At 73.4% G+C, this 24,940-nt stretch carries 19 protein-coding genes; 6 read left to right on the top strand and 13 right to left on the bottom strand.

All coding sequences use genetic code 11. From position 1 onward, the window contains the following. Positions 1 to 89 precede the first annotated feature (89 nt). Both dnaJ and hrcA read right to left on the bottom strand, forming a co-directional pair. Positions 90 to 1,226 (bottom strand): molecular chaperone DnaJ, encoded by a 1,137-nt coding sequence (gene dnaJ, locus ACOTKD_RS04475; RefSeq protein ID WP_424887539.1) that lies wholly within the window; start codon positions 1,224 to 1,226, stop codon positions 90 to 92. Next, complete coding sequence (hrcA, locus tag ACOTKD_RS04470) at positions 1,227 to 2,243, bottom strand: heat-inducible transcriptional repressor HrcA (RefSeq protein WP_424887538.1); 1,017 nt, start codon at positions 2,241 to 2,243, stop codon at positions 1,227 to 1,229. It lies immediately after the preceding gene. Positions 2,244 to 2,439: 196 nt separating this feature from the next. Here hrcA and ACOTKD_RS04465 point away from each other — a divergent pair, with 196 nt between their 5' ends. Together ACOTKD_RS04465 and ACOTKD_RS04460 are read left to right on the top strand one after the other, a co-directional pair. After that, entirely contained in the window at positions 2,440 to 3,183 is a 744-nt protein-coding gene (locus ACOTKD_RS04465) for an MBL fold metallo-hydrolase (protein ID WP_424887537.1), read from the top strand. Positions 3,184 to 3,212: 29 nt separating this feature from the next. After that, positions 3,213 to 4,043: a DUF3097 domain-containing protein gene (locus ACOTKD_RS04460; RefSeq protein ID WP_424887536.1), complete on the top strand. Its 831-nt coding sequence runs from the start codon at positions 3,213 to 3,215 to the stop codon at positions 4,041 to 4,043. A gap of 130 nt (positions 4,044 to 4,173) precedes the next feature. On the opposite strand, the gene hemW is transcribed toward ACOTKD_RS04460, so the two are convergent. From hemW to lepA, 3 genes are all read right to left on the bottom strand, one after another. Beyond that, positions 4,174 to 5,406: a radical SAM family heme chaperone HemW gene (gene hemW / locus ACOTKD_RS04455; RefSeq protein WP_424887535.1), complete on the bottom strand. Its 1,233-nt coding sequence runs from the start codon at positions 5,404 to 5,406 to the stop codon at positions 4,174 to 4,176. 39 nt (positions 5,407 to 5,445) lie between these two features. After that, on the bottom strand, positions 5,446 to 7,335 hold the full coding sequence (locus tag ACOTKD_RS04450; RefSeq protein ID WP_424887534.1) for an AMP-dependent synthetase/ligase: 1,890 nt from the start codon (positions 7,333 to 7,335) through the stop codon (positions 5,446 to 5,448). Between the two features lie 276 nt (positions 7,336 to 7,611). Continuing rightward, positions 7,612 to 9,474, bottom strand: a complete 1,863-nt coding sequence (gene lepA / locus ACOTKD_RS04445; protein WP_424887533.1) for a translation elongation factor 4 — start codon at positions 9,472 to 9,474, stop codon at positions 7,612 to 7,614. Positions 9,475 to 9,680: 206 nt separating this feature from the next. On the opposite strand from lepA, the gene rpsT reads away from it, so the two are divergent. Next, entirely contained in the window at positions 9,681 to 9,947 is a 267-nt protein-coding gene (gene rpsT, locus ACOTKD_RS04440; RefSeq protein WP_058044490.1) for a 30S ribosomal protein S20, read from the top strand. Positions 9,948 to 10,267: 320 nt separating this feature from the next. Here rpsT and holA read toward each other — a convergent pair whose 3' ends face one another. Continuing rightward, entirely contained in the window at positions 10,268 to 11,254 is a 987-nt protein-coding gene (gene holA, locus ACOTKD_RS04435) for a DNA polymerase III subunit delta (RefSeq protein WP_424887532.1), read from the bottom strand. A gap of 72 nt (positions 11,255 to 11,326) precedes the next feature. Between holA and ACOTKD_RS04430 the strand changes: the two genes are divergently transcribed. Then, a complete protein-coding gene (locus ACOTKD_RS04430) occupies positions 11,327 to 11,599 on the top strand; it encodes a hypothetical protein (RefSeq protein ID WP_424887531.1) in 273 nt (90 codons plus the stop codon). Position 11,600: 1 nt separating this feature from the next. Here ACOTKD_RS04430 and ACOTKD_RS04425 read toward each other — a convergent pair whose 3' ends face one another. The 7 genes from ACOTKD_RS04425 to ACOTKD_RS04395 all read right to left on the bottom strand — a co-directional run bounded on the left by ACOTKD_RS04425 (position 11,601) and on the right by ACOTKD_RS04395 (position 23,048). Next, positions 11,601 to 12,404 carry an arylamine N-acetyltransferase family protein gene (locus ACOTKD_RS04425; RefSeq protein WP_424887530.1) on the bottom strand — a complete coding sequence of 268 codons (804 nt, stop codon included), beginning with the start codon at positions 12,402 to 12,404 and terminating at the stop codon, positions 11,601 to 11,603. Between the two features lie 59 nt (positions 12,405 to 12,463). After that, positions 12,464 to 14,995 (bottom strand): ComEC/Rec2 family competence protein, encoded by a 2,532-nt coding sequence (locus tag ACOTKD_RS04420; protein ID WP_424887529.1) that lies wholly within the window; start codon positions 14,993 to 14,995, stop codon positions 12,464 to 12,466. Continuing rightward, positions 14,992 to 15,762 (bottom strand): ComEA family DNA-binding protein, encoded by a 771-nt coding sequence (locus ACOTKD_RS04415; RefSeq protein WP_424887528.1) that lies wholly within the window; start codon positions 15,760 to 15,762, stop codon positions 14,992 to 14,994. Before ACOTKD_RS04415 ends, ACOTKD_RS04420 begins: the two co-directional genes overlap by 4 nt. 272 nt (positions 15,763 to 16,034) lie before the next feature. Then, positions 16,035 to 16,880 carry a DegV family protein gene (locus ACOTKD_RS04410; RefSeq protein ID WP_424887527.1) on the bottom strand — a complete coding sequence of 282 codons (846 nt, stop codon included), beginning with the start codon at positions 16,878 to 16,880 and terminating at the stop codon, positions 16,035 to 16,037. Positions 16,881 to 16,997: 117 nt separating this feature from the next. Further along, positions 16,998 to 17,735: a hypothetical protein gene (locus tag ACOTKD_RS04405; protein ID WP_424887526.1), complete on the bottom strand. Its 738-nt coding sequence runs from the start codon at positions 17,733 to 17,735 to the stop codon at positions 16,998 to 17,000. A gap of 141 nt (positions 17,736 to 17,876) precedes the next feature. Further along, the gene (locus tag ACOTKD_RS04400; protein ID WP_424887525.1) at positions 17,877 to 20,765 is read right to left on the bottom strand and encodes a leucine--tRNA ligase; all 2,889 of its coding nucleotides are present in this window, start codon (positions 20,763 to 20,765) and stop codon (positions 17,877 to 17,879) included. A 321-nt stretch (positions 20,766 to 21,086) separates the two neighbouring features. Then, positions 21,087 to 23,048 (bottom strand): S53 family peptidase, encoded by a 1,962-nt coding sequence (locus ACOTKD_RS04395; protein WP_424887524.1) that lies wholly within the window; start codon positions 23,046 to 23,048, stop codon positions 21,087 to 21,089. 172 nt (positions 23,049 to 23,220) lie between these two features. Between ACOTKD_RS04395 and ACOTKD_RS04390 the strand changes: the two genes are divergently transcribed. Next, positions 23,221 to 23,376 carry a hypothetical protein gene (locus ACOTKD_RS04390; RefSeq protein ID WP_424887523.1) on the top strand — a complete coding sequence of 52 codons (156 nt, stop codon included), beginning with the start codon at positions 23,221 to 23,223 and terminating at the stop codon, positions 23,374 to 23,376. Further along, positions 23,373 to 24,914: an NADH-ubiquinone oxidoreductase-F iron-sulfur binding region domain-containing protein gene (locus ACOTKD_RS04385; RefSeq protein ID WP_424887522.1), complete on the top strand. Its 1,542-nt coding sequence runs from the start codon at positions 23,373 to 23,375 to the stop codon at positions 24,912 to 24,914. Before ACOTKD_RS04390 ends, ACOTKD_RS04385 begins: the two co-directional genes overlap by 4 nt. Positions 24,915 to 24,940: the final 26 nt, after the last annotated feature.

The raw sequence follows: 24,940 nt of genomic DNA, 5'->3' as shown, positions 1-24,940 counted from the left end.
GTGTCACAGGCGATGACGATCGCCGGACGGGTCCGCTGCGGGCCCGTCCGGCGATCGTCGATCAAGGCGTGATGAAGGTGTTACGGGGCTCAGTGCCCGTTGAACGCGTCCTTCAGCCGCGAGAACAGCCCCTGCTGCCCCGGCTTGAACTCGCCCATCGGCCGCTCCTCGCCCCGCAGCTTCGCCAGCTGCCGCAGCAGGTCCTCCTGCTGCGGGTCCAGCTTGCCGGGGGTGATCACCTCGACGTGGACGACGAGGTCACCGCGGCCGCCGCCGCGCAGGTGCGTGACACCGCGCTGGTGCAGCGGGATCGACTGGCCCGACTGCGTGCCGGGGCGGATGTCGATCTCCTCGATGCCGTCCAGGGTCTCCAGCGGCACCTTGGTGCCGAGGGCCGCGGCCGTCATCGGGATGGTGACCGTGCAGTGCAGGTCGTCGCCGCGGCGCTGGAAGACCGTGTGCGGCTTCTCGTGGATCTCCACGTAGAGGTCGCCGGCGGGGCCGCCGCCGGGGCCGACCTCGCCCTCGCCCGCGAGCTGGATCCGGGTGCCGTTGTCGACACCGGCCGGGATCTTGACGGTCAGGGTGCGCCGCGAGCGGACGCGGCCGTCACCGGCGCACTCCGGGCAGGGGGTCGGCACGACCGTGCCGAAGCCCTGGCACTGCGGGCACGGCCGGGACGTCATGACCTGGCCGAGGAAGGAGCGGGTGACCTGCGAGACCTCACCGCGGCCGCGGCACATGTCACACGTCTGGGCGGAGGTGCCCGGGGCCGCGCCCTCGCCGCTGCACGTGGTGCAGACGACGGCGGTGTCGACCTGGATCTCCTTGGTGGTCCCGAACGTGGCCTCGTCGAGGGTCACTTCGAGACGGATCATGGCGTCCTGGCCGCGCCGGGTGCGCGAGCGCGGGCCGCGCTGCGACGCCTGGCCGAAGAAGGCGTCCATGATGTCGGAGAAGTTGCCGAAGCCCGCGCCGAAGCCACCGGCCCCGCCACCGCCGCCGGACGCCGAGAGCGGGTCGCCGCCGAGGTCGTAGACCTGCTTCTTCTGCGGGTCCGAGAGCACCTCGTAGGCGGCGTTGATCTCCTTGAACCGCTCCTGCGTCTTCGGGTCCGGATTCACGTCCGGGTGCAGCTCGCGGGCGAGGCGGCGGAAGGCCTTCTTGATCTCGTCCTGCGAGGCGTCACGCCGTACGCCCAGGACCGCGTAGTAGTCCGTGGCCACTTACGACTCCGCCAGGATCTGTCCGACGTAACGTGCCACTGCGCGTACCGCTCCCATCGTTCCGGGGTAGTCCATGCGGGTCGGTCCGACCACGCCGAGTTTGGCGACTGCCTCGTCGCCCGAACCGTAGCCGACGGCGACGACCGATGTGGAGTTCAGTCCCTCGTGAGCGTTCTCATGGCCGATGCGCACCGTCATCCCGGAGTCCTTGGCCTCGCCCAGCAGCTTCAGCAGCACGACCTGCTCCTCCAGCGCCTCCAGCACGGGCCGGATGGTGAGGGGGAAGTCGTGCCCGAAACGGGTGAGATTGGCGGTGCCGCCGATCATGAGCCGCTCCTCGGTCTCCTCGACGAGCGTCTCCAGCAGGGTGGCGAGCACCGTAGAAACGGTTCCGCGGTCCTCCTGCTCGAAGGACTCGGCGAGATCCGAGACCAGCTGCGGCACATCCGTGAACCGGCGGCCCACGACGCGGCTGTTGAGCCGGGCGCGGAGGTCCGCCAGCGAATTCTCCCCGATCGGGGCCGGGCAGTCGATCATGCGCTGTTCGACGCGCCCGGTGTCGGTGATCAGGACGAGCATGACGCGGGCCGGCGCGAGCGAGAGCAGCTCCACGTGGCGCACCGTCGACCTGGTCAGCGACGGGTACTGCACCACGGCGACCTGCCGGGTCAGCTGCGCCAGCAGGCGGACCGTGCGCCCCACGACGTCGTCCAGGTCGACGGCGCCGTCCAGGAAGTTCTGGATGGCGCGCCGCTCCGGGGTCGACAGGGGCTTGACGCCCGCGAGCCGGTCGACGAAGAGCCGGTAGCCCTTGTCGGTCGGGATGCGGCCGGCGCTGGTGTGCGGCTGGGCGATGAAGCCCTCCTCCTCCAGCGCGGCCATGTCGTTGCGCACCGTGGCCGGGGACACGCCCAGCCGGTGCCGCTCGGTGAGGGCCTTGGAGCCGACGGGCTCCTCGGTGCCCACATAGTCCTGGACGATGGCGCGCAACACCTCGAGCCTGCGTTCGCTCAGCATCGCGCGCACCTCCAAGTCCAGACCGTCTTACGGGGCCGATCCTGGCACTCAGTGGTGGCGAGTGCCAAAGCCCTCCAGCCAGTGTACGGCCGTGCACCACAGCCAGGGCAAGAGCCGTCCGCGCCGCGGCGCCCGCGCCCCCCGGGGAAGGACAGCCGGACGGGCAACCGTACCGCGCTCCCGCTAGCGTCCTGGTATGGACAGCGGTCAGCAAGGCCAGGGGGCGGAAGCACGGTGGGAACGGCTCGCGCCGGGGGTCGCACGCCGCCGAATGCCTGCGTGGGACGCCACAGTAGGGGTGATCGTCGGCAGTACGGGTGTGCTGCTCGTGGACACCGGGGCGACGGTTGCGGAGGGGGCGGAACTCGGGCAAGAGGTGCGGGAGCTGTTCGGCCGGAGCGTGACGCATATCGCTCTTACGCACCCCCACTTCGACCACGTGTTCGGCACGGCCGCGTTCCCGGGCGCGGAGGTGTACGGAGCGGTGGGCGCCGCCGAGCTGATGCGGCGCGAGCGCGAGGAGATCCGCCTGGACGCCGAGCGGTACGGGCTCGCGCCCGGGGCCGCGGCGGAGGCCGCCGAGCGCCTCGTCGTGCCCCGGCACCCGGTCAGCGGGGAGCTGACGCTCGACCTGGGCGGCGGACGGCAGGCCCTCCTCGCCAACCTCGGGCCCGCCCACACCGCGCACGACCTGGCGGTCTTCGTCGCGGGTCGCGGCGGAGCGCCCGAGGTCGTCTTCTGCGGGGACGTCGTCGAGGAGTCCGGCGAACCCCAGGCCGGTCCGGACGCTCTGCCCCGGTGCTGGCCCGCGGCCCTCGACCGGCTGCTGGAGCTCGGCGGCGAGGACGCGGTGTACGTGCCGGGGCACGGGGCGGCGGTGGACGCGGGATTCGTACGGGCGCAGCGGGACGCCTTGGCGGCGCGCTTCGACGTGTCGTAACCGTGTGCGCCGCGGGAAGAATGATCTCCATGCGCAGCAGACAGTACGGACCCGATCTCACTCCCCCGTGGAAGAAGCAGCAGCCCGCGCCCGAGGTGGCCGCGGACGTCGATCTCGTGGTCGAGGAGGTCACCACCGGCTTCTGCGGGGCGGTGATCCGCTGCGAGAAGACGGCGCAGGGGCCCGTGGTCACCCTGGAGGACCGCTTCGGCAAGCACCGCGTCTTCCCGATGGAGCCGCGGGGCTTCCTGCTGGAGGGGCGCGTCGTCACCCTCGTACGACCCTCCTCCGCGCCCGCCGCCAAGGGGCCCGCGCGGACGGCATCCGGCTCGATCGCCGTCCCGGGCGCGCGGGCGCGCGTCGCCCGGGCGGGGCGCATCTACGTGGAGGGCCGCCACGACGCGGAGCTCGTGGAACGGGTGTGGGGCGACGACCTGCGCATCGAGGGCGTGGTCGTCGAGTACCTGGAGGGCGTCGACGACCTCCCGGCGATCGTCCGCTCCTTCGCCCCCGGGCCCGACGCGCGGCTCGGCGTCCTCGTGGACCACCTCGTGCCCGGCTCGAAGGAGTCGAGGATCGCGGCGGAGGTGACGGGCGAGCACGTCCTCGTCGTGGGTCACCCGTACGTGGACGTGTGGGAGGCGGTCAAGCCCTCCTCCGTGGGCATCCGGGAGTGGCCGCGGGTGCCGCGGGGGCAGGACTGGAAGACGGGGGTTTGTGAGGCGCTGGGGTGGCCGTCGAACACGGGCGCCGCGTGGCAGCGGATCCTTTCGGGCGTGCGGTCTTATAAGGACCTGGAGCCGGAGCTCTTGGGCAGGGTCGAGGAGCTGATCGACTTCGTGACGGTGCCGGTGGGCTAGCGCGGAGGCTTCTCCCCTGACCCGCCCCTTCCCGAAACCGGGGCTCCGCCCCGGGCCCCGGTCCGCGCCGGACGCGCGTCGTCCTCCATCGCCGGACGGGCTGAATTCCAGCCCGTGCGGCGCTTGAGGCTCAGTCCACCAGGTCCCGCACCACCGCGTCCGCCAGGAGCCGGCCCCGCAGCGTCAGGACCGCGCGGCCCCGCTCGTACGGGCCGGGGTCCAGCAGGCCGTCCGCCAAGGCGCGAGCAGCGGCCGCCGCACCCGCCGGCTTCAGCAGCGACAGCGGGCAGCCGTCGATCAGCCGCAGTTCCAGCAGGATCCGCTCGACCCGGCGGTCCTCGTCCGGCAGGACTTCCCGTCCCGCGCCCGGCGACCGCCCCTCGGCCAGCGCCTGCGCGTACGCGCCCGGGTGCTTGACGTTCCACCACCGCACGCCCCCGACGTGGGAGTGCGCGCCGGGGCCCGCACCCCACCAGTCCGCGCCGCGCCAGTAGAGCTCGTTGTGGCGGCAGCGGCCGGCGTCGGACGTGGCCCAGTTGGAGACCTCGTACCAGGAGAAGCCCGCGGCCGTGAGCGCCTCCTCGGCGATGAGGTAGCGGTCGGCGTGGACGTCGTCGTCGGTCATGGGGACCTCGCCGCGGCGGATCCGGCGGGCGAGCCGGGTGCCCTCCTCGACGATCAGCGCGTACGCGGAGACGTGGTCGGGACCGGCGCCGACGGCCGCGTCCAGCGAGGCGCGCCAGTCGTCGTCGGACTCCCCGGGCGTGCCGTAGATCAGGTCGAGGTTGACGTGCTCGAACCCGGCCGCGCGCGCCTCCGCGACGCACGCCTCGGGGCGGCCCGGCGTGTGCGTGCGGTCGAGGATCTTCAGGACGTGCTGCCGGGCGCTCTGCATGCCGAAGGAGATCCGGTTGAAGCCGCCCTCGCGGAGCTCGGCGAGGTAGCGCAGGTCGACGGACTCGGGGTTCGCCTCGGTGGTGATCTCCGCGCCGTCCGCGAGGCCGAACTCGTCGCGGATCGCGGCGAGCATCCGGACGAGGCCGGCGGCGGGCAGCAGGGTGGGCGTGCCGCCGCCGACGAAGACGGTCTCGACGGGGCGCGGGTCGTCGCCCAGGACCTTCCGTGCGAGGCGGATCTCCCGCTCGACCGTCTCGGCGTAGTTGTCCCGCGAGGCGAGCGCGCCGCCGGAGCCGCGCAGCTCGCTCGCGGTGTACGTGTTGAAGTCGCAGTACCCGCAGCGCGTCGCGCAGTACGGCACGTGCAGGTAGAACCCGAGCGGCCGCTGCCCGGCGCCGGCAAGGGCGTGACCGGGCAGGGCCCCGTCCTCGGGCATGGGTTCGCCGTCAGGCAGTACGGAAGGCATGGGTCCATTGTCCGGCATCGCCGGAGTGGACCGGTCGGCTCACGCTTCCCGGGCGCCCTCGTACATCTCGTCGATCAGGTGCTTGTACTGCCGCTCGACCGCGGGCCGCTTCAGCTTCAGGCTCGGGGTGAGCTCGCCGTGCTCGACGTCCAGGTCGCGCGGCAGCAGCCGGAACTTCTTGATCGTCTGCCAGCGCTGGAGGCCCTCGTTGACCCGCTGCACGTAGCCCTCGACGAGCTCGACGGTCCGCGGGTCGGCGACGACCTCGGCGTAGGGCTTGCCGGCGAGGCCGTGGTCGGCGGCCCAGGCCATGAGGGTGGGTTCGTCGAGGGCGATGAGGGCGGTGCAGTAGTTGCGGTCGGCGCCGTGCACGACGGCGTTGGAGACGAAGGGGCACAGGGCCTTGAAGCGGCCCTCGATCTCGGTCGGCGCGACGTACTTGCCGCCCGAGGTCTTGATCAGGTCCTTCTTGCGGTCGGTGATGCGCAGGTAGCCGTCGGGGGACAGCTCGCCGATGTCGCCGGTGTGGAACCAGCCGTCGCTCTCCAGGACCTCGGCGGTCTTCTCGGGCAGGCCGTGGTAGCCGGCCATGACCCCGGGGCCGCGCAGGAGGATCTCGCCGTCGTCGGCGATGCGGACCTCGGTGCCGGGCAGGGGCTTGCCGACCGTGCCGGTGCGGTAGGCCTCGCCGGGGTTGACGAAGCTGGCGGCGCTGGTCTCGGTGAGGCCGTAGCCCTCCAGGATGTGGATGCCGGCGCCGGAGAAGAAGTAGCCGATGTCCGGGGGGAGCGCGGAGGCGCCGGAGACGCAGGCGCGCAGGCGGCCGCCGAAGGCCTCGCGGATCTTGGCGTAGACGAGGGCGTCGGCGACCTTGTGCTTGGTGGCGAGCCCGAAGGGGACGCCCGCGCTGCCGGTGCGGCGGAAGTTGTCCTGCGAGGCCTTGGCGTACTCGCGGGCCACCTCGGCGGCCCAGCGGAAGATCTTGTACTTGGCGCCGCCTCCCTCGCGGGCCTTGGCCGCCACGCCGTTGTAGACCTTCTCGAAGATGCGGGGGACGGCCGCCATGTAGGTGGGGCGGACGGCCCGGAGGTTCTCGGCGATGCGGTCCTGGCGCCCGTCGACGGCGGTGACGTGCCCGGTGCTGATCTGGCTGCACGTCAGCACCTTGCCGAAGACGTGCGCGAGCGGCAGCCACAGGAACTGCACGTCGTCGGGGCGGACCATGCCGGTGGCCTGGATGGCACGGGCCATGTACGACCAGGTGTCGTGGGGCAGGCGCACGCCCTTGGGGCGGCCCGTGGTGCCGGAGGTGTAGATGAGCGTGGCGAGCTGGTCGGAGCGCAGGTCCTTGATCCGCTCGCGCACGGTCTCCGGCTCGGCCGCCAGGCGGGCGGCGCCGCGCCGCTCCAGCTCGGCGAGGGAGAGCACCCAGCCCTCGGGGTCGCCCTCGGCGGGGACGGCGTCCTCCTCCTCGACGACCACGACGTGCACGAGGCCGGGCAGGTCGGCGCGGTGCTGCCGGGCCTTGGCGAGCTGGGCCGCGTTCTCGGCGATGAGCACCCGGCTCTCGGAGTCGGAGAGGATGAACGCCGTCTCCTCGGCGTTGGTGCTGGGGTAGATGGTGGTGGTCGCGGCCCCGGAGCAGAGCACTCCGAGGTCGGTCAGGATCCACTCCACGCGGGTGGAGGAGGAGAGGGCGACCCGTTCCTCGGGGTGCACGCCGAGGTCGACCAGGCCCGCGGCGATCGCGAAGATGCGCTCGGCGGCCTGGCCCCAGGTGAGCGAGGCCCAGGTGTCGGGGCCCTGGCCGGAGGGGGCGGGGACCGGGTAGCGGTAGGCCTCCGCGCCGGGTGTCGCCCCGACGCGTTCGAGGAGGATCGACGCCACGGAGGGCGGCCGGTTCTCGATCAAAGCCTGTGTCTCGGTCACGGCGTCCTCCGGGGCCCGATTCGTTGCTGGTGACTCACGAGTAACCTTCCAAGCAGTGATCAGCGTAAGCGGCCGGGGCCCGTGGCGTAAGAGGGTGAGAACGGCTTGTCGAAGCTGTGACCGGCGGGATCGCGGCCTTGCGGCCGGAACGTACGGAAGCGCCCGCTCCACGAGGTGGGAACGGGCGCTTCCGTACTGAACCGGAGACTGACCGGAGACTGACCGGGGGCCGGCCGGGTGCCGACCCGGGCGGCCGGGGCCGGCCCGGGGGGCGGGCTACTTCTTGCCCTTCTCCCCCGCCTCGTCGCTGGACAGCACCGCGATGAAGGCCTCCTGCGGGACCTCCACGCTGCCGACCATCTTCATCCGCTTCTTGCCTTCCTTCTGCTTCTCCAGCAGCTTCCGCTTACGGGAGATGTCACCGCCGTAGCACTTGGCGAGGACGTCCTTGCGGATGGCGCGGACGGTCTCGCGGGCGATGACGCGGGAGCCGATCGCGGCCTGGATCGGCACCTCGAAGTTCTGCCGCGGGATGAGCTCGCGCAGCTTGGCGACGAGCCGCACGCCGTAGGCGTAGGCCTTCTCCTTGTGGGTGATCGCGGAGAAGGCGTCGACCTTGTCGCCGTGCAGCAGGATGTCGACCTTGACCAGGTCGGCGGTCTGCTCGCCGGTGGGCTCGTAGTCGAGGGAGGCGTAGCCGCGGGTCTTGGACTTCAGCTGGTCGAAGAAGTCGAAGACGATCTCCGCGAGGGGGAGGGTGTAGCGCAGCTCGACCCGGTCCTCGGAGAGGTAGTCCATGCCCAGCATCGTGCCGCGGCGGGACTGGCAGAGCTCCATGATCGCGCCGACGAACTCGGTGGGCGCGAGGACGGTCGCCTTGACGACCGGCTCGTGCACCTCGGCGATCTTGCCCTCGGGGAACTCGCTCGGGTTGGTGACGACGTGCTCGGCGCCGTCCTCCATCCGCACGTTGTAGACCACGTTGGGCGCGGTGGCGATGAGGTCGAGGCCGAACTCGCGCTCCAGCCGCTCGCGGACCACGTCCAGGTGGAGCAGGCCGAGGAAGCCGACGCGGAAACCGAAGCCCAGGGCGGCCGAGGTCTCCGGCTCGTAGACGAGCGCGGCGTCGTTGAGCTGCAGCTTGTCCAGGGCCTCGCGGAGCTCCGGGTAGTCCGAGCCGTCCAGCGGGTAGAGACCCGAGAAGACCATCGGCTTCGGGTCCTTGTAGCCGCCCAGGGCGTCGGTGGCGCCGTTCTGCTGGGAGGTGATCGTGTCACCGACCTTGGACTGCCGGACGTCCTTCACACCGGTGATGATGTAGCCCACCTCGCCGACGCCGAGGCCGTCGGCCGGGAGCATCTCGGGCGAGTTGGTGCCGATCTCCAGCAGCTCGTGGGTGGCGCCGGTCGACATCATCTTGATGCGCTCGCGCTTCTTGAGCTCGCCGTCGACGACACGGACGTAGGTGACCACACCGCGGTAGGAGTCGTAGACCGAGTCGAAGATCATCGCGCGGGCCGGGGCGTCCTTGACGCCGACCGGGGCCGGGACGTCGCGGACGACGCGGTCGAGCAGCTCGGGCACGCCCATGCCGGTCTTGGCGGAGACCTTGAGGACGTCCTCGGGCTCGCAGCCGACGAGGTTCGCGAGCTCGGCGGCGAACTTCTCCGGCTGGGCGGCGGGCAGGTCGATCTTGTTGAGGACCGGGATGATCGTGAGGTCGTTCTCCATCGCCAGGTAGAGGTTGGCGAGGGTCTGGGCCTCGATGCCCTGCGCGGCGTCGACCAGGAGGATGCAGCCCTCGCACGCGGCGAGCGAGCGCGAGACCTCGTAGGTGAAGTCGACGTGGCCCGGCGTGTCGATCATGTTGAGGATGTGGGTGTTGCCCTCGTCTTCGGTGGGCGCCCACGGCAGACGGACCGCCTGGGACTTGATCGTGATGCCGCGCTCGCGCTCGATGTCCATCCGGTCGAGGTACTGCGCGCGCATCTGCCGCTGGTCGACCACGCCGGTGAGCTGGAGCATCCGGTCGGCAAGCGTCGACTTGCCGTGGTCGATGTGCGCGATGATGCAGAAGTTGCGGATCAGAGCCGGGTCGGTACGGCTCGGCTCGGGCACGTTGGTAGGGGTCGCGGGCACGCAGGATCCATTCGGTGACTTCGGCGTTGGTACGCCAGTCTCGGCGGGAGTCGGGTATACGACCCCTCCATCGTCCCATGAGCGGCGGCCGTCGTCCGGTTTGGGCGGCCGGAGGAGCTGCTGGTAGCCTGGTCCACTGTGCTTCGCGACCCTCTCACGCGTGGGGCACACATCTCGAAATCCAACGAACCTGAAAAGGCTCTTTCGTGGCGAACATCAAGTCCCAGATCAAGCGGAACAAGACCAACGAGAAGGCGCGCCTGCGTAACAAGGCCGTCAAGTCCGCGGTCAAGACCGCTGTCCGTGCGGCCCGCGAGGCCATCGTCGCCGGTGACGCCGAGAAGGCCACCGCCGCCGTTGCCCTGGCCGGCAAGAAGCTCGACAAGGCCGCCACCAAGGGTGTCCTGCACAAGAACGCCGCCGCCAACAAGAAGTCGGCGCTGGCCAAGCAGGTTGCCGCCCTCAAGGGCTGAAGCCTCTCCGGGGCGTGAGCCCCGGGCCTTCGCCGGTATCGGAATCAGCGGCCCCTCTACCGCTCCGGTCCGGCACCCCGCCGCGCTCGGTCGTTCGCCACGCGGGCGCGGCATGAGCCTCACGGCTCGATGAACGATCCAAAGGCCTCGTGCCCCCTTTCCCCAAGGGTGGCACGGGGTCTTTGGGCTTTTCGCGGGCCTTCCGTGTTCTCAATCTCTGCTTGGACTCAGAGGACGGACTCACAAGACGGACTCACAAGACGTGAGCCCAAGCAGAGATCGAGAACGGCGCCAGAGAGAGATCGGGAAGAGAACAGCGCTCAGGCGCGGCTGCGCGCCGCCCGGGCCACCGCGACGACCGCCTTCTCCAAGGCGTACTCCGGGTCGTCGCCGCCGCCCTTGACCCCCGCGTCCGCCTCCGCGATGGCGATGAGCGCCGCGGCGACACCGTCCGCGGACCACCCCCGCATCTGCTGCCGGACCCGGTCGATCTTCCACGGCGGCATGCCGAGGTCCCGCGCCAGATCACCCGGGCGGGCGCCGCGGGGGGCGGAGGCGAGCTTGCCGATGGCGCGGACGCCCTGCGCGAGGGCACTGGTGATCAGGACGGGCGCGACGCCCGTGGACATGGCCCAGCGCAGCGCCTCCAGGGCCTCGGCGGCCCGGCCCTCCACCGCGCGGTCGGCGACGGTGAAGCTGGAGGCCTCGGCGCGGCCCGTGTAGTACCGCCCGACGACGGCGGCGTCGATCGTGCCGTCGATGTCGGCGACGAGCTGGGTGCAGGCGCTCGCCAGCTCCCGCAGATCGCTGCCGATCGCGTCCACCAGGGCCTGGCAGGCCTCGGGGGTCGCGGAGCGGCCGGCCGTACGGAACTCGGTGCGCACGAACGCCAGCCTGTCGGCCGGCTTGGTCATCTTGGGGCAGGCGACCTCCCGCGCCCCGGCCTTGCGCGCCGCGTCCAGCAGGCCTTTGCCCTTGGCGCCGCCGGCGTGCAGGAGCACCAGGGTGATCTCCTCGGCGGGCGCGGAGAGATAGCCCTTGACGTCCTTGATCGTGTCCGCCGAGAGGTCCTGGGCGTTGCGCACGATCACGACCTTGCGCTCGGCGAAGAGCGACGGGCTGGTGAGCTCGGCGAGGGTGCCCGGCTGGAGGGCGTCGGGGGTGAGGTCACGGACGTCGGTGTCGGCATCGGCGGCGCGGGCGGCCGCGACCACCTCCCGGACCGCCCGGTCCAGGAGGAGATCCTCCTGGCCCACGGCGAGCGTGACGGGGGCGAGAACGTCGTCGGTTGCAGTCTTCCTGGCCATCGCGACCAGCATCCCACGCGCTACTGACACCTCCCCCCGCGCGTCCGTCCGCCATATCGCACAATGTGCGTTGTGAGCAGCCCTTATCTCTCCTCAGACACCGATTCCGTACGACACCTCCTGGTGCTTCCCGACCGTGATGCCGCGGAGGAGGCGGCCGAGGAGGCCGCGCAGCGCTTCGCGCTCGACGACGACCCTCAGATAGTCCGCGAGGCCCTGGCCGGCGAGGACGACGCCGAGGACGCCCAGTGGCTGGTCGTCCTGGAGGCCCCCGAGGGCGACCTCGACCTCGCCGCGCTGCGCGAGCTCGCCGAGGAGTACGACGGCTGGCTCGAGCGGGAGTGACTCAGCCTTCGGCCGGGACGGGGCCGCTCGCCTGCGGTATGCGCTCCAGCTCGATGCCGAAGTGCTCCCGGAAGGCCGGCAGGATCTCCTGCTCCGCCAGCGGCAGCTCCTGACGGCCCGTCGCGCCGGTGGTCACCAGGGTGCGGTCGCTGAGGGTGACGCGGCCGGTGGCGGTGAGCCGGGAGCAGATCACCGCCTTGGTGAAGAGGGACTTGGGCGAGGTGCGGTGCCACCAGCAGCCGCCCTCGAAGTCCGCCAGCTCCCGGGGCCGCCGTTCCAGGCGGTACTGCACGTCGCCCGCCCGGAGGAGGTCGAGGTCCCCGTCCGCCGTCTCGGCGAGCCGGAAGGGACCGGCGGGGTCGGCCTGCTCGCCCCGCTCGTCGAACCGCAGCGGGTAGTGGCTGTTCCGGCCGAACCCGACGTCCACCAGCCACGGCTCCGCGCTGTCGGCCGCGTGAACCCGCAGCGCGAGGTGGTCGAAGGGCGGGCCGAACAGCCCCTCGGGACCCATCACCCGCGCGGCCAGCAGCGTGACCCGGTAGCCCAGGGCGTCCAGCAGCGCGGCGAACGCGCCGTTGAGCTCGTAGCAGAAGCCGCCCCGCCCGCCCGTCACCTTGGCCACGAGGGCGGCGGGGTCCAGCACGACCTCCTCGCCCAGGTGGATCGACAGGTTCTCGAAGGGCACCGCGTGCAGGTGGCGGAGGTGGAGCTCGCGCAGAGCGGCCAGGTCCGGCACGGCCGGCCGGGTGACGCCGATACGGCTCAGGTAGGCGTCGACGGCGGCGTCACTGATGATCTTGTTCATGAGTCAGTTATCTCTCAGGTCGCTGGTGATGTCATCGGGCTGTGGTCCCGGTCACGGTCCTAGGTCGTGGACCTGGTGACCGCCGCTACCCTCGCCCCGCTGCCGGTCACCGCGACCGGCCCGTCCGTGTCGGTCCGCAGGACCGTCGTGCCCTGTGCCCTGAGCGCGGCGAGCGTGCGGGGCGAGGGGTGGCCGTAGGGGTTGCCGGCGCCGGCCGAGACGACCGCGAGGCGGGGCCGGAGGCCGCGTATCAACTGCGGGTCCTGGTGGGCGGAGCCGTGGTGGGCGACCTTGAGGACGTCCACGGCGGGCAACTCGGGGTGGGTCTCCCGGAGGGCCTGCTGGGCGGGTGGTTCCAGGTCGCCGAGCAGCAGCGCGGTCAGGCCGGCGCTGCGGACCAGCAGGGTGACGCTGGCGTCGTTGGGCCCCTCCTCGGCCGCCGCCGACGTCCCCGCCGGCGGCGGCCACAGCACCTCCCACGTCAGCTCCCCCAGGCCGCTGCGCTCCCCCGCCCGGGCCGTGGTCACGGGGACGTGCGCGCGCCCGGCCTCGCGGCGGACGAACGCCGCCCGGCCCGCGGGCTCCGCGAACGGCGTCGTCTCGATGCCCCCGACCGCCCGGCCGCGCAGCACCCCGGGCAGCCCGTCCACGTGGTCGGCGTGGAAGTGGCTCAGCAGGACGAGGGGGATCCGCTCGACGCCGAGGGCGCTCAGGCACCGGTCCACGGCCCGGGGCTCCGGACCGGCGTCCACGACGACCGCGCTCCCCTCGCCCGCCGCGAGGACCAGTGCGTCCCCCTGCCCCACGTCACAGACCGCGAGCCGCCAGCCGGGCGGCGGCCAGCCTGTCACCGCGCGGTTCAAAGGCGCCGGCCGGACGACCGCGACGAGCAGCAGCAGCGCGCCCGCCGCGCAGGCCCAGGGACTGCGGAGCAGCCGCCGGGCCGTGAACACGACGGCTGCCGCGACCGCGGCGAGCAGCAGGCCGCCGGCCCAGCCGCCCGGCCAGGCCAGCTCCGCCCCGGGCAGGTCCGCGCCCGTACGGGCCACCGCGGCGGCCCATGAGGCGGGCCAGGACGCGAGCCGGGCGAGCCACACCGCGACGGGGAGGGCCACGGGCGACACGGCGAGCGCGGCGAAGCCGAGCACCGTGGCGGGCGCGACGGCCGCCTCGGCGAGGAGATTGCAGGGCACCGCCACCAGGCTCACCCGCTCCGCCAGCACGGCGACCACCGGCGCGCAGACCGCCTCCGCGGCGGCGGCCGCCGCCAGGGCCTCGGCCACGCGCGGTGGCACCCCGCGCCGCCGCAGGGCCGCGCTCCAGCGCGGCGCGAGGGTCAGCAGGGCACCGGTGGCCAGCACCGAGAGGAGGAAGCCGGGGCTGCGGGCGAGCCACGGGTCGTAGAGGACGAGCAGCAGGGCCGCGGCGGCGAGGGCGGGCAGCAGGCCGCGGCGCCGGCCCGTGCCGAGGGCGAGCAGCAGCACCAGCCCGCAGGCGGCCGCACGCAGCACGCTCGGATCGGGCCGGCACACCACGACGAACCCCAGCACGAGCCCCGCGCCCAGCACCGCCGTCGCCCGCAGCGGCACCCCCAGCCGGGCCGCGAGGCCGCGGCGCTCGGCACGGGCGGCCAGGTGCGGCGGCCCGACGAACACGGCGAGCAGGATCGCGAGGTTGCTCCCCGAGACGGCCAGCAGGTGCGTCATGCCTGTCGCCCGGAACGCCTCGTCGAGGTCCGCCGGCACCCGGGAGGTGTCCCCCACCACGAGGCCGGGAAGCAGTGCCCGCGGATCCTCGGGCAGCCCGTCCGTGGCCGCCCGCAGCCCCGCGCGGAACCTGCCGGCGACGCGCTGCACCGTGCTCGGCCCGCCCACGACCCGGGGCGGCTCCCGGCCGCCGATCCGCAGCACCGCGGCGGGCAGCGGGCCGGAGCCTGCCGCCCGGGACGGCACCGTAAGACGCCCTTGGGCCCGCACCCGGGTGGACGGCAGCAGCCCGAGCCACGAAGGCGGCGCGATCAGCAGCACGGGCGCGCGGACGGTGGTCGTCGCACGGCCCGCGGTCACCTTGACCGCCTCGGCCTCGACGACGGCCGCGGGAGCCGCCCGGGCGGCTCCCCGCACGTGCGGGCGCGCGGCCCTCGGGTCGGCCGTGACCGTCGCCTCGACCACGGCGGCGGCATGCCGGCGGGCCAGCCCCGGCAGCGGCCCGCGGCGGGAATCCGCGCCCCGCAGGGCTGCCACCGCCGCGCCGGCCGCGGCGCACAGCAGGACGGCGGCGAGGGCGACGGCGATCCCGCGGCCGGCCGTGCGGCCCGGCCTCCCCCGGGCCAGCAGCACGCCGGCCGCCAGGGCCCCGGCGCCCGCCGCCAGGGCCACCGCCCGGCCGGTCGCGGTCAGGGCCGCGGCCGCCGCCACCCACGCCGCGACGGCGGGCGCGACCAGCCGCAGATCCGGTGGGCCCTCGTCCCGGAGCCCCGGCCCCGGCCCCGGGAGGGCCGCTGCGGGCCCATGTGCATTCCCGGTGGGCGTCATGGCCGCACCGCCACGAGCCCCGGGCAGCGGCGCCGTCATGGCTGCACCAGCCGTCATGGCTGCACCAAGGGACGGAGGTCGGTGAAGCGGCGACTGCCGATTCCGTTCACCTTGCGGAGCTCCTCGACGGAGCGGAAACCGCCGTGCTGCGTGCGGTAGTCGAGGATGTGCCGGGCCAGGACGGGACCGACGCCCGGCAGCGCGTCCAGCTGCTCGACCGTCGCCGAGTTCAGGCTCACCGGGCCGACCGGCGCGGGGCCTGTCCCGGCCGAGGCGGCCGTTCCCGGCGAGGGCCCGGGCGCACCGCCCGGACCGCCCTGGCTTCCCCCACCGCCCTGGCCGCCCGCCGGGGCGCCCACCACGATCTGCTCCCCGTCCATGAGGACGCGCGCCCTGTTGAGGCCCGTCGTGTCCGCGCCCGGGCGGGCTCCCCCGGCCGCGGCCAGCGCGTCGGCCACCCTCGAACCCGGCGGCAGACGCCGCACGCCGGGCCTGCGGACCTTGCCCGCCACGTCCACGACCACCGCCCCGCCCGTACGGGACGGTGAGGCCACGACCGGCGGAGGCGGCGGTGTCACAACGGCCGGCGTCTCCCGCGCGGGCACCCGTACGGTCTGCGGACGGCCGGCCAGGAAGTGATACGCGGCGAAGGCGCACGCCGCCACCAGCACGACCGTCAGTGCGGCGAGCGTCTTCGGCTCGATGCCGCAGCGCAGTTGCAGCCATAGCGGCAGGCGCTCCCGCACCGCGAGCCGCCAACGCCCGCCCGGCGGCGGGCCGTTGCGCTCGGGTAGCGAAAGGTGCCCGTTCGTGCGATCGGTCATGCGCAAGACGGTAGGGCGATTGCCCTGATCCCGCTGAGACGGCCTCATTCCCGTGGATAACCCGGCAGTTGTGGATAACTTCGCCGCCCGGCAGGGGGAATTGAGGCCGGGCCTCATTGCGGCCGGGCGATCCCGTATTCGATGATTCCGCCGGACCCTCGCCGTAGTGGCACAGCACCGTTGCGGCGGAGGAAGGTGCCGTGGCCCGGCAGGAGCGTCCGGGTGCCGAGCGCCCTGGGCGGGCCCGAGGCCCGGCCGGAAGCCCGGGGGCCCTACTTCGGCGCCACCACCACGCCCAGCAGCCCCGGCCCCGTGTGCGCCCCGATGACTGCTCCCACCTCGCTGACGTGCAGTTCCCCCAGCGCCGGAAGTCGTTCTCGCAGGCGGTCGGCCAGTTCGGTCGCGCGGTCCGGCGCCGCCAGGTGGTGGACGGCGATGTCGACGGGCGACGCGCCCGCGCGCTCCACCGCGATCTCCTCCAGCCGCGCGATGGCCTTGGACGCCGTGCGCACCTTCTCGCGCATCTCGATCCGGCCGCCCTCCAGCTGCAGCAGGGGTTTGACGGCGAGCGCCGAGCCCAGCAGGGCCTGGGCCGCGCCGATCCGGCCGCCCCGGCGGAGGTAGTCCAGGGTGTCGACGTAGAAGAAGGCGGCCGTGCCCTGCGCGCGCTTCTCCGCGGCGGCGACCGCCTCGTCCAGGGTCCCGCCGGCGTCCGCCGTCTCGGCGGCGGCCAGCGCGCAGAAGCCGAGGGCCATGGCGACCATGCCGGTGTCCACGACCCGCACCGGCACCTCCGCGTCGCGCGCCGCGAGGACCGCCGCGTCGTACGTGCCGGAGAGCTCCGACGACAGGTGCAGCGAGACGATCCCCTCCGCGCCCGCCTCGGCGGCCGCGCGGTAGGCCGCCGCGAAGATCTCGGGGCCGGGCCGCGAGGTGGTCACCGGCCTGCGCTTCTGCAGCGCCTGGGCCACGCAGCGGGCCGAGACCTCGGTGCCCTCTTCGAGCGCCTCGTCCCCCAGCACGACGGTGAGCGGTACGGCGGTAATGCTGTGCCGTTCCATCGCCCGCTGCGGCAGATAGGCCGTTGAATCAGTAATCACAGCGACATGGCGGGACATGTTCCGGAGGTTACCCGCCGGGGCGCTCCGACGGCAGTACGGGCCCCGTACAGGTGATCATCCTGCGGGACGGCCGGACACCGGGAGCCCTCATGGGGTACGCCCGCCCCGGGGCGGTCAGCCTGCGCTCTCCGGACGCCCCGTCTTCTGCCACGAATAGCCCGGCGCGCGCCACGCATCCCGCTCCCGGTCCCGCCCGGTGATCGCGCGTGGCTCCGGCTGCTCCCCCGGCTCTCCCGGCTCTCCAGCCGCTGCAGCGGCCCCCGCGGCCGGCCCGTCCGCACGCCCCGCCGGTGCGTCACCCACCGGCTCGTCGCTCCAGTGCCGCAGCGCGCCCGCCTCCATGCGGATCTGGCCGCTCAGCGTCTCCAGGTCGTCGTCGGCGAAGCGCCGGGCCCGGTCCTGGGCGGCGAAGCGCAGCGAGTCCGCCGAGTCCTTGACGCGGGCCGTGCGCTCGCGCAGCTCGGGCAGGCGGGCCGCGATGCGGGTCTTGTCCGGCTCGGTCTCCAGCCGCTTGAGCTCGTCGTCCAGCTCGTGGCCGTGGGCGCTGAGGCGCTGGAAGAGGGCGAGCGCCTCGGAGAGCGAGGGGTCCTCGGGGGCGGCGGTCTGCAGGGCGTCCTGCGTGGCGCGCATCGACGTGCGCAGCGAGAGGCGCAGCTGCGCGACCTCCCCGGCCGCGCCCGGCTGGGCGAACTGCCTGGCCTTGAGGCGGGTGTCCTCGACCGTGCGCCGCGCCTGGTGGACCGTGCGGTCGACGCCGCGCTTGACCGCCCGCACCGTCCTGACCGTGGCGATCACTGCCAGCGCGACGAGGACCGCGAAGATCAGTGCGACGATCACGGCCACGGCTTCCATGACGCTCCTCGGGACGGTGTGGGGACGGCGTCCGCCGTCTCCCTCCACCGTAAACGGCACGGGCAGGCCGCGGGTTCCGAACGAACCCCCAACCTGCCCGTAGGGAAGAACCCTCAGCCGGCCGAAGCAGGCCGGACCGGACTACGCCGGGACGATGTTCACCAGCTTCGGCGCCCGCACGATGACCTTGCGGATGCCCGCGCCGCCCAGCGCCGCGACGACCGCCGGGTCGGCCAGCGCGGCCTTCTCCAGCTCCTCGTCGGTGATGGCCGGCGGGACCTCCAGGCGCGCCTTGACCTTGCCCTTGATCTGGACGACGCAGGTCACGGCCTCGTCGACCAGGTAGGCGGGGTCGGCGACGGGGAAGTCCGCGTGCACCACGGAGCCGGAGCGGCCGAGCTTGCGCCACAGCTCCTCGGCGATGTGCGGGGCCAGCGGCGCGATCAGCAGCACCATGGCCTCGGCGACGGACCGCGGGACCTCGCTCAGCTTGGTCACGTGGTTGTTCAGCTCGGTGATCTTGGCGATGGCGGTGTTGAAACGCAGGTTCGCCAGGTCCTGGCCGACGCCGTCGATCGCCTTGTGCAGGGCGCGCAGCGTCGCCTCGTCGGCCTCGGAGTCCACCACGGTGACCTCGCCGGTGGCCTCGTCGACGACGTTGCGCCACAGGCGCTGCAGCAGCCGGTACTGGCCGATGACGGCGCGGGTGTCCCAGGGGCGGGAGACGTCCAGCGGGCCCATCGCCATCTCGTAGAGGCGCAGGGTGTCGGCGCCGTACTCGGCGCAGATCTCGTCCGGCGTGACGGCGTTCTTCAGGGACTTGCCCATCTTGCCGAGCAGCCGGCTGACCTTCTCGCCCTGGTAGTAGTACGCGCCCTCGCGCTCCTCCACCTCGGCGGCCGGGACGGCGATGCCGCGCGCGTCGCGGTAGACGTACGCCTGGATCATGCCCTGGTTGTAGAGCTTGTGGAACGGCTCGGCCGAGGAGATGTGGCCCAGGTCGAAGAGGATCTTGGACCAGAAGCGGGCGTACAGCAGGTGCAGCACGGCGTGCTCGGCACCGCCGACGTACAGGTCGACGCCGCCGTGCGGCTGCCCCTCGCGCGGGCCCATCCAGTACTGCTCGGCCTCGGGGGAGACCAGCTGCTCGTCGTTGTGCGGGTCGAGGTAGCGCAGCTCGTACCAGCAGGAGCCGGCCCAGTTGGGCATGGTGTTGGTCTCGCGGCGGTAGCGCTTGGGGCCGTCGCCGAGGTCCAGCGTGACGTTGACCCAGTCCTCGTTGCGGGAGAGCGGGGTCTCGGGCTCGGTGTCGGCGTCGTCGGGCTCGAAGGTGCGCGGCGAGTAGTCCTCGACCTCGGGCAGCTCCAGCGGCAGCATCGACTCGGGCAGCGAGTGGGCGACGCCCTGCTCGTCGTAGACGATCGGGAAGGGCTCGCCCCAGTAGCGCTGGCGGCTGAAGAGCCAGTCGCGCAGGCGGTAGTTGACCGTGGCCTCGCCGATGCCCCGCTCGGTCAGCCACTCGGCCATGCGGGCCTTCGCCTCGCTGACGACCAGGCCGTCCAGGGAGATGCCCTCCCCGGCCGAGTCGATGATCTCGGCGTCGTACGAGTCGAAGGACTCGGCCCAGGCGGCCGGGTCGGTGCCGCGGTCGTCGGCCGGCCGCACGACGCAGCGCATCGGCAGGTCGAAGGCGCGCGCGAAGGCGAAGTCGCGGCTGTCGTGCGCGGGGACGGCCATGATCGCGCCGGTGCCGTAGCCCATGAGGACGTAGTCGGCGGTGAAGACGGGCAGCTTGGCGCCGCTGACCGGGTTGATCGCGTAGACGCCGGTGAAGACGCCGGTCTTCTCCTTGGCGTCGGCCTGGCGCTCGACGTCGGACTTGGCGGCGGCCTCCTTGCGGTAGGCGGCGACGGCCTCGCCCGGGGTGGCGTGCCCGCCGGTCCAGTCCTCGTGGGTGCCCTCGGGCCAGGCGGCCGGGATGACGGAGCGGTGCGTGCCGTTGTCGGTCACCACCTGGTGCTCGGGCGCGACGACCAGGTAGGTGGCGCCGAAGAGGGTGTCCTGGCGGGTGGTGAAGACGGTGATCTTCTCGTCCGCGTGGCCGTCGACGGCGAAGTCGACGCGGGCGCCGACGCTGCGGCCGATCCAGTTGCGCTGCTGGAGCTTGATGGCCTCGGGCCAGTCCAGGGCGTCCAGGTCCTCCAGCAGGCGGTCCGCGTACGCGGTGATCCGCATGTTCCACTGGCGCAGCTTGGACTTGAAGACGGGGAAGTTGCCGCGCTCGGAGCGGCCGTCCGCGGTGACCTCCTCGTTGGCCAGCACGGTGCCCAGGCCGGGGCACCAGTTGACGGGCGCCTCGGAGGCGTAGGCCAGGCGGTACTCGCCCAGGACGTCGGAGCGCTCGGCGGCGGTCAGCTCGCCCCACGCGCGCCCGCCCGGCACCTCGCGCCGGCCGCTCTCGAACTGCTCGACCAGCTCGGCGATCGGGCGGGCCTTCTTCGCCTCCTCGTCGTACCAGGAGTTGAAGATCTGCAGGAAGATCCACTGGGTCCACTTGTAGTAGGCCGGGTCGATCGTCTCGAACGAGCGGCGCTTGTCGTGGCCCAGGCCCAGGCGGCGCAGCTGCGCCTTCATGTTGACGATGTTGGCGTCGGTGGAGACCCGCGGGTGGGTGCCGGTCTGCACGGCGTACTGCTCGGCGGGCAGGCCGAAGGCGTCGAAGCCCAGGGTGTGCAGGACGTTGTGGCCGGTCATGCGGTGGTAGCGCGCGTAGACGTCGGTGGCGATGTAGCCGAGCGGGTGGCCGACGTGCAGGCCCGCACCCGAGGGGTACGGGAACATGTCCATGATGAACTTCTTGGGGCGTGCCACGACCGCCGGGTCGCCCGCCAGGTCACCGCTGGGGTTGGGCGCCTCGTACGTGCCCTCGGCGTCCCAGGCGTCCTGCCAGCGTGCCTCGATGTCGGCGGCCAGCGCGGCCGTGTAGCGGTGCGGGGCAGCCACCTCGGCGGCGGTGTTGGTCTCGCTCATCGTCCTCAAAGCTCCATCGATCGTCGTCGTCTCTACCTGCGGCACCTGCGGAAATGAAAAATCCCCTCGCACAGGAGGGGACGCCGCGCCGATGCCGACCGTGGTCACCGGTCGGTACTGATCAGCGCGGCCCGCTAAGCAGAAGGCGTACGGCACGCATGGGGTCAGGTTACCGCAGGGGCCTGAGGGCCCGCACCGACGGTGCGGGCCCCGTATGCCACGAGTGAGCGCCGCGCCGGCGGGTCTTGTCCGGCGGGTGCGGGCCGTCCGTGGTTGCTCGCGCAGTTCCCCGCGCCCCTTACGGGGCGCGGTTCGCCCTGCTCAGCGCCGGTGACCCGGGACGTACGACGTCACGTACGAGTCACCCGGCGTGCCCACGCCCGTGACGTCGTCGTAGCCGGGGACGGCCGAGAGCGAGCTGTCGCCGCCGAGGCTGCGCAACGTGGTGACCAGGCCGTCCTTGGCGTCCACGCTGTTCTTGTAGTCGACGCGGACGACGCCGATGCCCTGGCCCTTGCCGAGCGGGTGGTCGGTGACGTCGTGGTAGGCGGCGGTGCCGTAGCGGTCGTAGATGGCGGGGTTGGCGAAGCCGATCGGCACGCCGTGGCGGGCCTGCTGGGCGAGCGCCTGGACGCCGGCGATCACCGGGGCGGCGAGCGAGGTGCCGCCGATGCGGTACTCGTCGTACTTCACCGAGCCGTCGGGGAAGGTCTGGGTCTGGCCGACGAGGAAGCCGGTGCTGGAGTCGGCGACGGCCGCGATGTCGGGCCCGACGCGCATGGGGGTGCTGCCGCCCGCCTTGGCGAGCGCGTCGGGGACGACGCCGCGCTGGTAGAACGGCTGCTGGTGGATCTTGCTGGTGCCGCCGCCGGCGCCGCCCGTGAAGACCGAGCCCTCCCAGCTCAGGCCGTCCTTGGAGAGCTCCGCCTTGTGGGTGCCCCAGCCGGTCTCCCACAGGTACTTGTCGCCCTTGCCGACGGCGAGGGAGGTGCCGCCGACCGAGGTGACCCACGGGGAGTTGGCGGGCGTGTCGGCCTGCTTGGTGCCGTGCTTGGCGACGTTGTCGCCGTCGTCGCCGGAGGAGAAGTAGAAGCCGATGCCCTCGACGGCGCCGGTCTGGAAGACCTGGTCGTAGGCGGCGGCCACGTCCGGGGTCTCGTTGCTCTCGACGTCGCCCCAGGAGTTGGAGACGATGTCCGCGAGCCGCCCGTCGACGATCTTGTGCAGGGCGTCGATCAGGTCGTCGTCCTGGCAGGACTTGCCAGCCACGTAGACGATGCCGGCGTCCGGGGCGACGGCGTGGGCGGCCTCGATGTCGAGGGTCTCCTCGCCGTACCAGCCGGAGGCGTCGCACTCCTTCTCGCCGGTGTGCGTCCAGTCGGCGGGCAGCACCTGGGAGTACTGGCCCTTGCTCCAGCTCTTGTCGCCGTTGCGCTTGGCGTACTGCTGGACGTCCTGGGCGATCGTCGGGGAGGCGTAGGCGTCGGTGATGGCGATCGTGACGCCCTTGCCGGTGAAGTTCTTCGCCCCGTACGCGGCGCGCAGCTGCTTGCCCGTGTAGCCCTTGATCGCGTACGGCGCGTGGGAGCCGTAGGCGGACGGCAGGCTCTTGTTCACGTTCGAGCCGTAGTACGTGGAGAACGGGCCGGCGTTGCGGAAGGCGGCCGACGGGCCGGGGAGGGTCTCGCGGTGCTTCGCCAGGCGCGGGGCGTCGTTCAGGCCCACGACGGTCAGGACGGCGCCGTCGAGCGAGGCGGGGACGGAGGCCGTGGTGGACGGCGCGTGGTAGGTGCGGCCGTCCTTGACGTAGCGGTGCAGCTCGGTGCCGAAGGCCTTCCTGGCCGCGGCGGCGTCACCGGTGACGGTGACGTAGTGGTCGTTGGTGCCGGTCACCTTCAGGCCGGAGGAGGTCAGCCAGCCGGTGACCCCGGCTATCTGTTCCTTCGTCGCCCCGAATCGTTCCTTCGCCCGGCGCGCCGTCAAGTACTTGCCGTACGAGGCGGACGCCGGGTCGGAGACGGCGCGGGCGTAGGCGGCGAGGCCCTTGGCGTCGCGGCCGGCGAGGTAGACGCGGGCGGTGACCTTCTCCGACGCGTCGGCGGTGCCGCGGTCGGCCGAGGGCGTCGCCCACAGCGGCTTGGTGCCCGCCAGCGCCTGCCGGTCGTGCGGCCCGGGCTGGGCCGCCAGGGCGGTGGGCGTGCCGAGCGCGAGCGCCCCGGCGGCCAGCGGCAGCGCTGCCGCCAGGGCCAGTCCGGCGCGCACGCGGGAGCGGCTTGATCTCATGGAACCCCCTGCGAAACGAGTGGTCGCAAACAGCGGGGCGTGCTGGCATGAGCACGCCCACAGTGCGTCACTCTTTCGGCGAACTGCTCAACCGTGGGGCATGAGTTCGTCAAGAAGAGATCAAGGAGGCGCCGGAGGGGCCGGTGGGGTAAAAGACCCGACGTTAGCAGTGGTGAGGCCCCTCGCACCGGGGTTGCGCGAAGCGGACCGCACGCCGCCGGTGGGCTCCCTACGGTGCCGTGCCATGGACCCCTTCCAGCTGCTCATCCACCTGACCGACTCCCCCGACCGCACCGGTGCCGCCGCCGCTCCGGGCCGGGCCCGGTGAGCCCCGCGCTCCCGGAACGGCCGGCGGTCCTCGCCCTCGGCCGCCCGCGCCTGCTGGCCGGGCTGGACCGGGCGGCCCGGCTCGACCGCAGCGCCCACCTGTCGGTCCACGGCTCGCTGCCCCAGCACACCGAGGCGCAGCTGACGGCGCTGGCGGAGGCGGTCGCGCTGCGCGGCCGGGGCGGCGCGGGCTTCCCCTTCGCGCGCAAGCTGCGGGCGGTGGGGCAGGCGGCGCGGCGGCGCGGCGCGCGCCCCGCCGTGGTGGTCAACGGCTGCGAGGGCGACCCGTCCAGCCGCAAGGACGCGGTGCTGCTCGCGCGGGCCCCGCACCTGGTGCTGGACGGGGCCCTGCTGACGGCGGCGGCCCTCGGCGCGGGCTCGGTGGTGGTCGGGGTGACCCGGGCGGCGGCCGAGGCCTCGGTGCGGGAGGCGCTGGCCGAGCGGGGGCTCGCCGACCGGCGGGCCCGGTCCGTGCGGGCCCGGGTGGTGCGCCTGCCCGAGCGGCTGGTGTCGGGCGAGTCCTCGGCGCTGCTGCGGGCCGCCGACGGCGGGCTGCCGCTGCCGCCCGGGCGGCCCGACCGGGCCGCGCGCGCGGGCCGGGGCGGCGCGCCGCCGCAGCGGGCCAAGGCGGAGACGTTCGCCCAACTCGCCCTCGCCGCCCGCCTGGGCGCCGAGGGCTACGCGGCCACGGGCGCCCCGGGCGAGCCGGGCACCCTGCTGCTGACCGTCTCGGGCGCGGTGCCCGAGCCGCAGGTCGTGGAGGTGCCGGGCGGGGTGCCGCTCGCGTACGTGCTGAAGGTGTGCGGCGCCGCTCCCGCCCTGCAGGGGGTGCTGACGGGCGGCTGTCACGGCGCGTGGCTGGACACGGCGACGGCGGCCCGGGCCCGGGTCTCCCACGGGGGCCTCGCGGACCGCGGCGGGGCCCTCGGGGTGGGCGCCGTGCTGGCGCTGCCCGCGGACACCTGCCCGCTGGGCGAGACCGTACGGGCCGCGCACTGGCTGGCCGCCCAGTCGGCCGGGCAGTGCGGACCGTGCCGGTCCGGGGTGCCGGCGCTCGCCGGGGCGCTCGCGGACGTGGTGGCGGGCGCCGGCCAGGGCGCCCTGGAGCGCGTGCGGGAGGCGGCCGGGGCCGTGCGGGGCCGGGGAGCGTGCGGGCACCCGGACGGCGCGGCACGGTTCGTCCTGAGCGCGCTGTCGGCCTTCACCGACGACCTGGCGGCGCACGTCCTGAACGGCGGCTGCGGGCGCCCCGCGGCCGGGGTGCTGCCGCTGCCCTCGGGCGCCGGCGCGGAGGCCACCGCGGACGGCGGCGGCCCGCGGCGCGTGGAGCGGCTGGCGGTGGACTGGACGCTGTGCGAGGGGCACGGGCTGTGCGCGGGCCTGCTGCCCCAGCTCGTACGGATCGGGCCGGACGGCTATCCCTCGCTCGCGGACGCGGGGGTGCCGGACCACCTGCGGGGCCGGGCCCAGCGGGCCGTGCGCCGCTGCCCGGCGCTGGCCCTGAGACTCGACAAGGAGCGGCTCGGCAGAGAGCGCTGAGCGTACGAAGCAGGGAGCGAACAGGG

It is taken from the genome of Streptomyces sp. XH2 (assembly GCF_049725035.1).
Taxonomy (GTDB): Bacteria; Actinomycetota; Actinomycetes; order Streptomycetales; family Streptomycetaceae; genus Streptomyces; species Streptomyces roseoverticillatus.
The sequence above is the reverse complement of the archived record's forward strand: the minus strand, read 5'-3'. Positions and strand labels throughout refer to the sequence as shown.

Coding starts and splice junctions, on each gene's coding strand:
- hrcA (WP_424887538.1), bottom strand. CDS start 2,243: ATGCTGAGCGAACGCAGGCTCGAGGTGTTGCGCGCCATCGTCCAGGAC.
- ACOTKD_RS04395 (WP_424887524.1), bottom strand. CDS start 23,048: ATGAGATCAAGCCGCTCCCGCGTGCGCGCCGGACTGGCCCTGGCGGCA.
- ACOTKD_RS04405 (WP_424887526.1), bottom strand. CDS start 17,735: ATGGAAGCCGTGGCCGTGATCGTCGCACTGATCTTCGCGGTCCTCGTC.
- ACOTKD_RS04415 (WP_424887528.1), bottom strand. CDS start 15,762: ATGACCGATCGCACGAACGGGCACCTTTCGCTACCCGAGCGCAACGGC.
- ACOTKD_RS04420 (WP_424887529.1), bottom strand. CDS start 14,995: ATGACGGCTGGTGCAGCCATGACGGCGCCGCTGCCCGGGGCTCGTGGC.
- ACOTKD_RS04460 (WP_424887536.1), top strand. CDS start 3,213: ATGCGCAGCAGACAGTACGGACCCGATCTCACTCCCCCGTGGAAGAAG.
- ACOTKD_RS04400 (WP_424887525.1), bottom strand. CDS start 20,765: ATGAGCGAGACCAACACCGCCGCCGAGGTGGCTGCCCCGCACCGCTAC.
- holA (WP_424887532.1), bottom strand. CDS start 11,254: ATGGCCAGGAAGACTGCAACCGACGACGTTCTCGCCCCCGTCACGCTC.
- hemW (WP_424887535.1), bottom strand. CDS start 5,406: ATGCCTTCCGTACTGCCTGACGGCGAACCCATGCCCGAGGACGGGGCC.
- ACOTKD_RS04465 (WP_424887537.1), top strand. CDS start 2,440: ATGGACAGCGGTCAGCAAGGCCAGGGGGCGGAAGCACGGTGGGAACGG.
- ACOTKD_RS04425 (WP_424887530.1), bottom strand. CDS start 12,404: ATGAACAAGATCATCAGTGACGCCGCCGTCGACGCCTACCTGAGCCGT.
- ACOTKD_RS04410 (WP_424887527.1), bottom strand. CDS start 16,880: ATGTCCCGCCATGTCGCTGTGATTACTGATTCAACGGCCTATCTGCCG.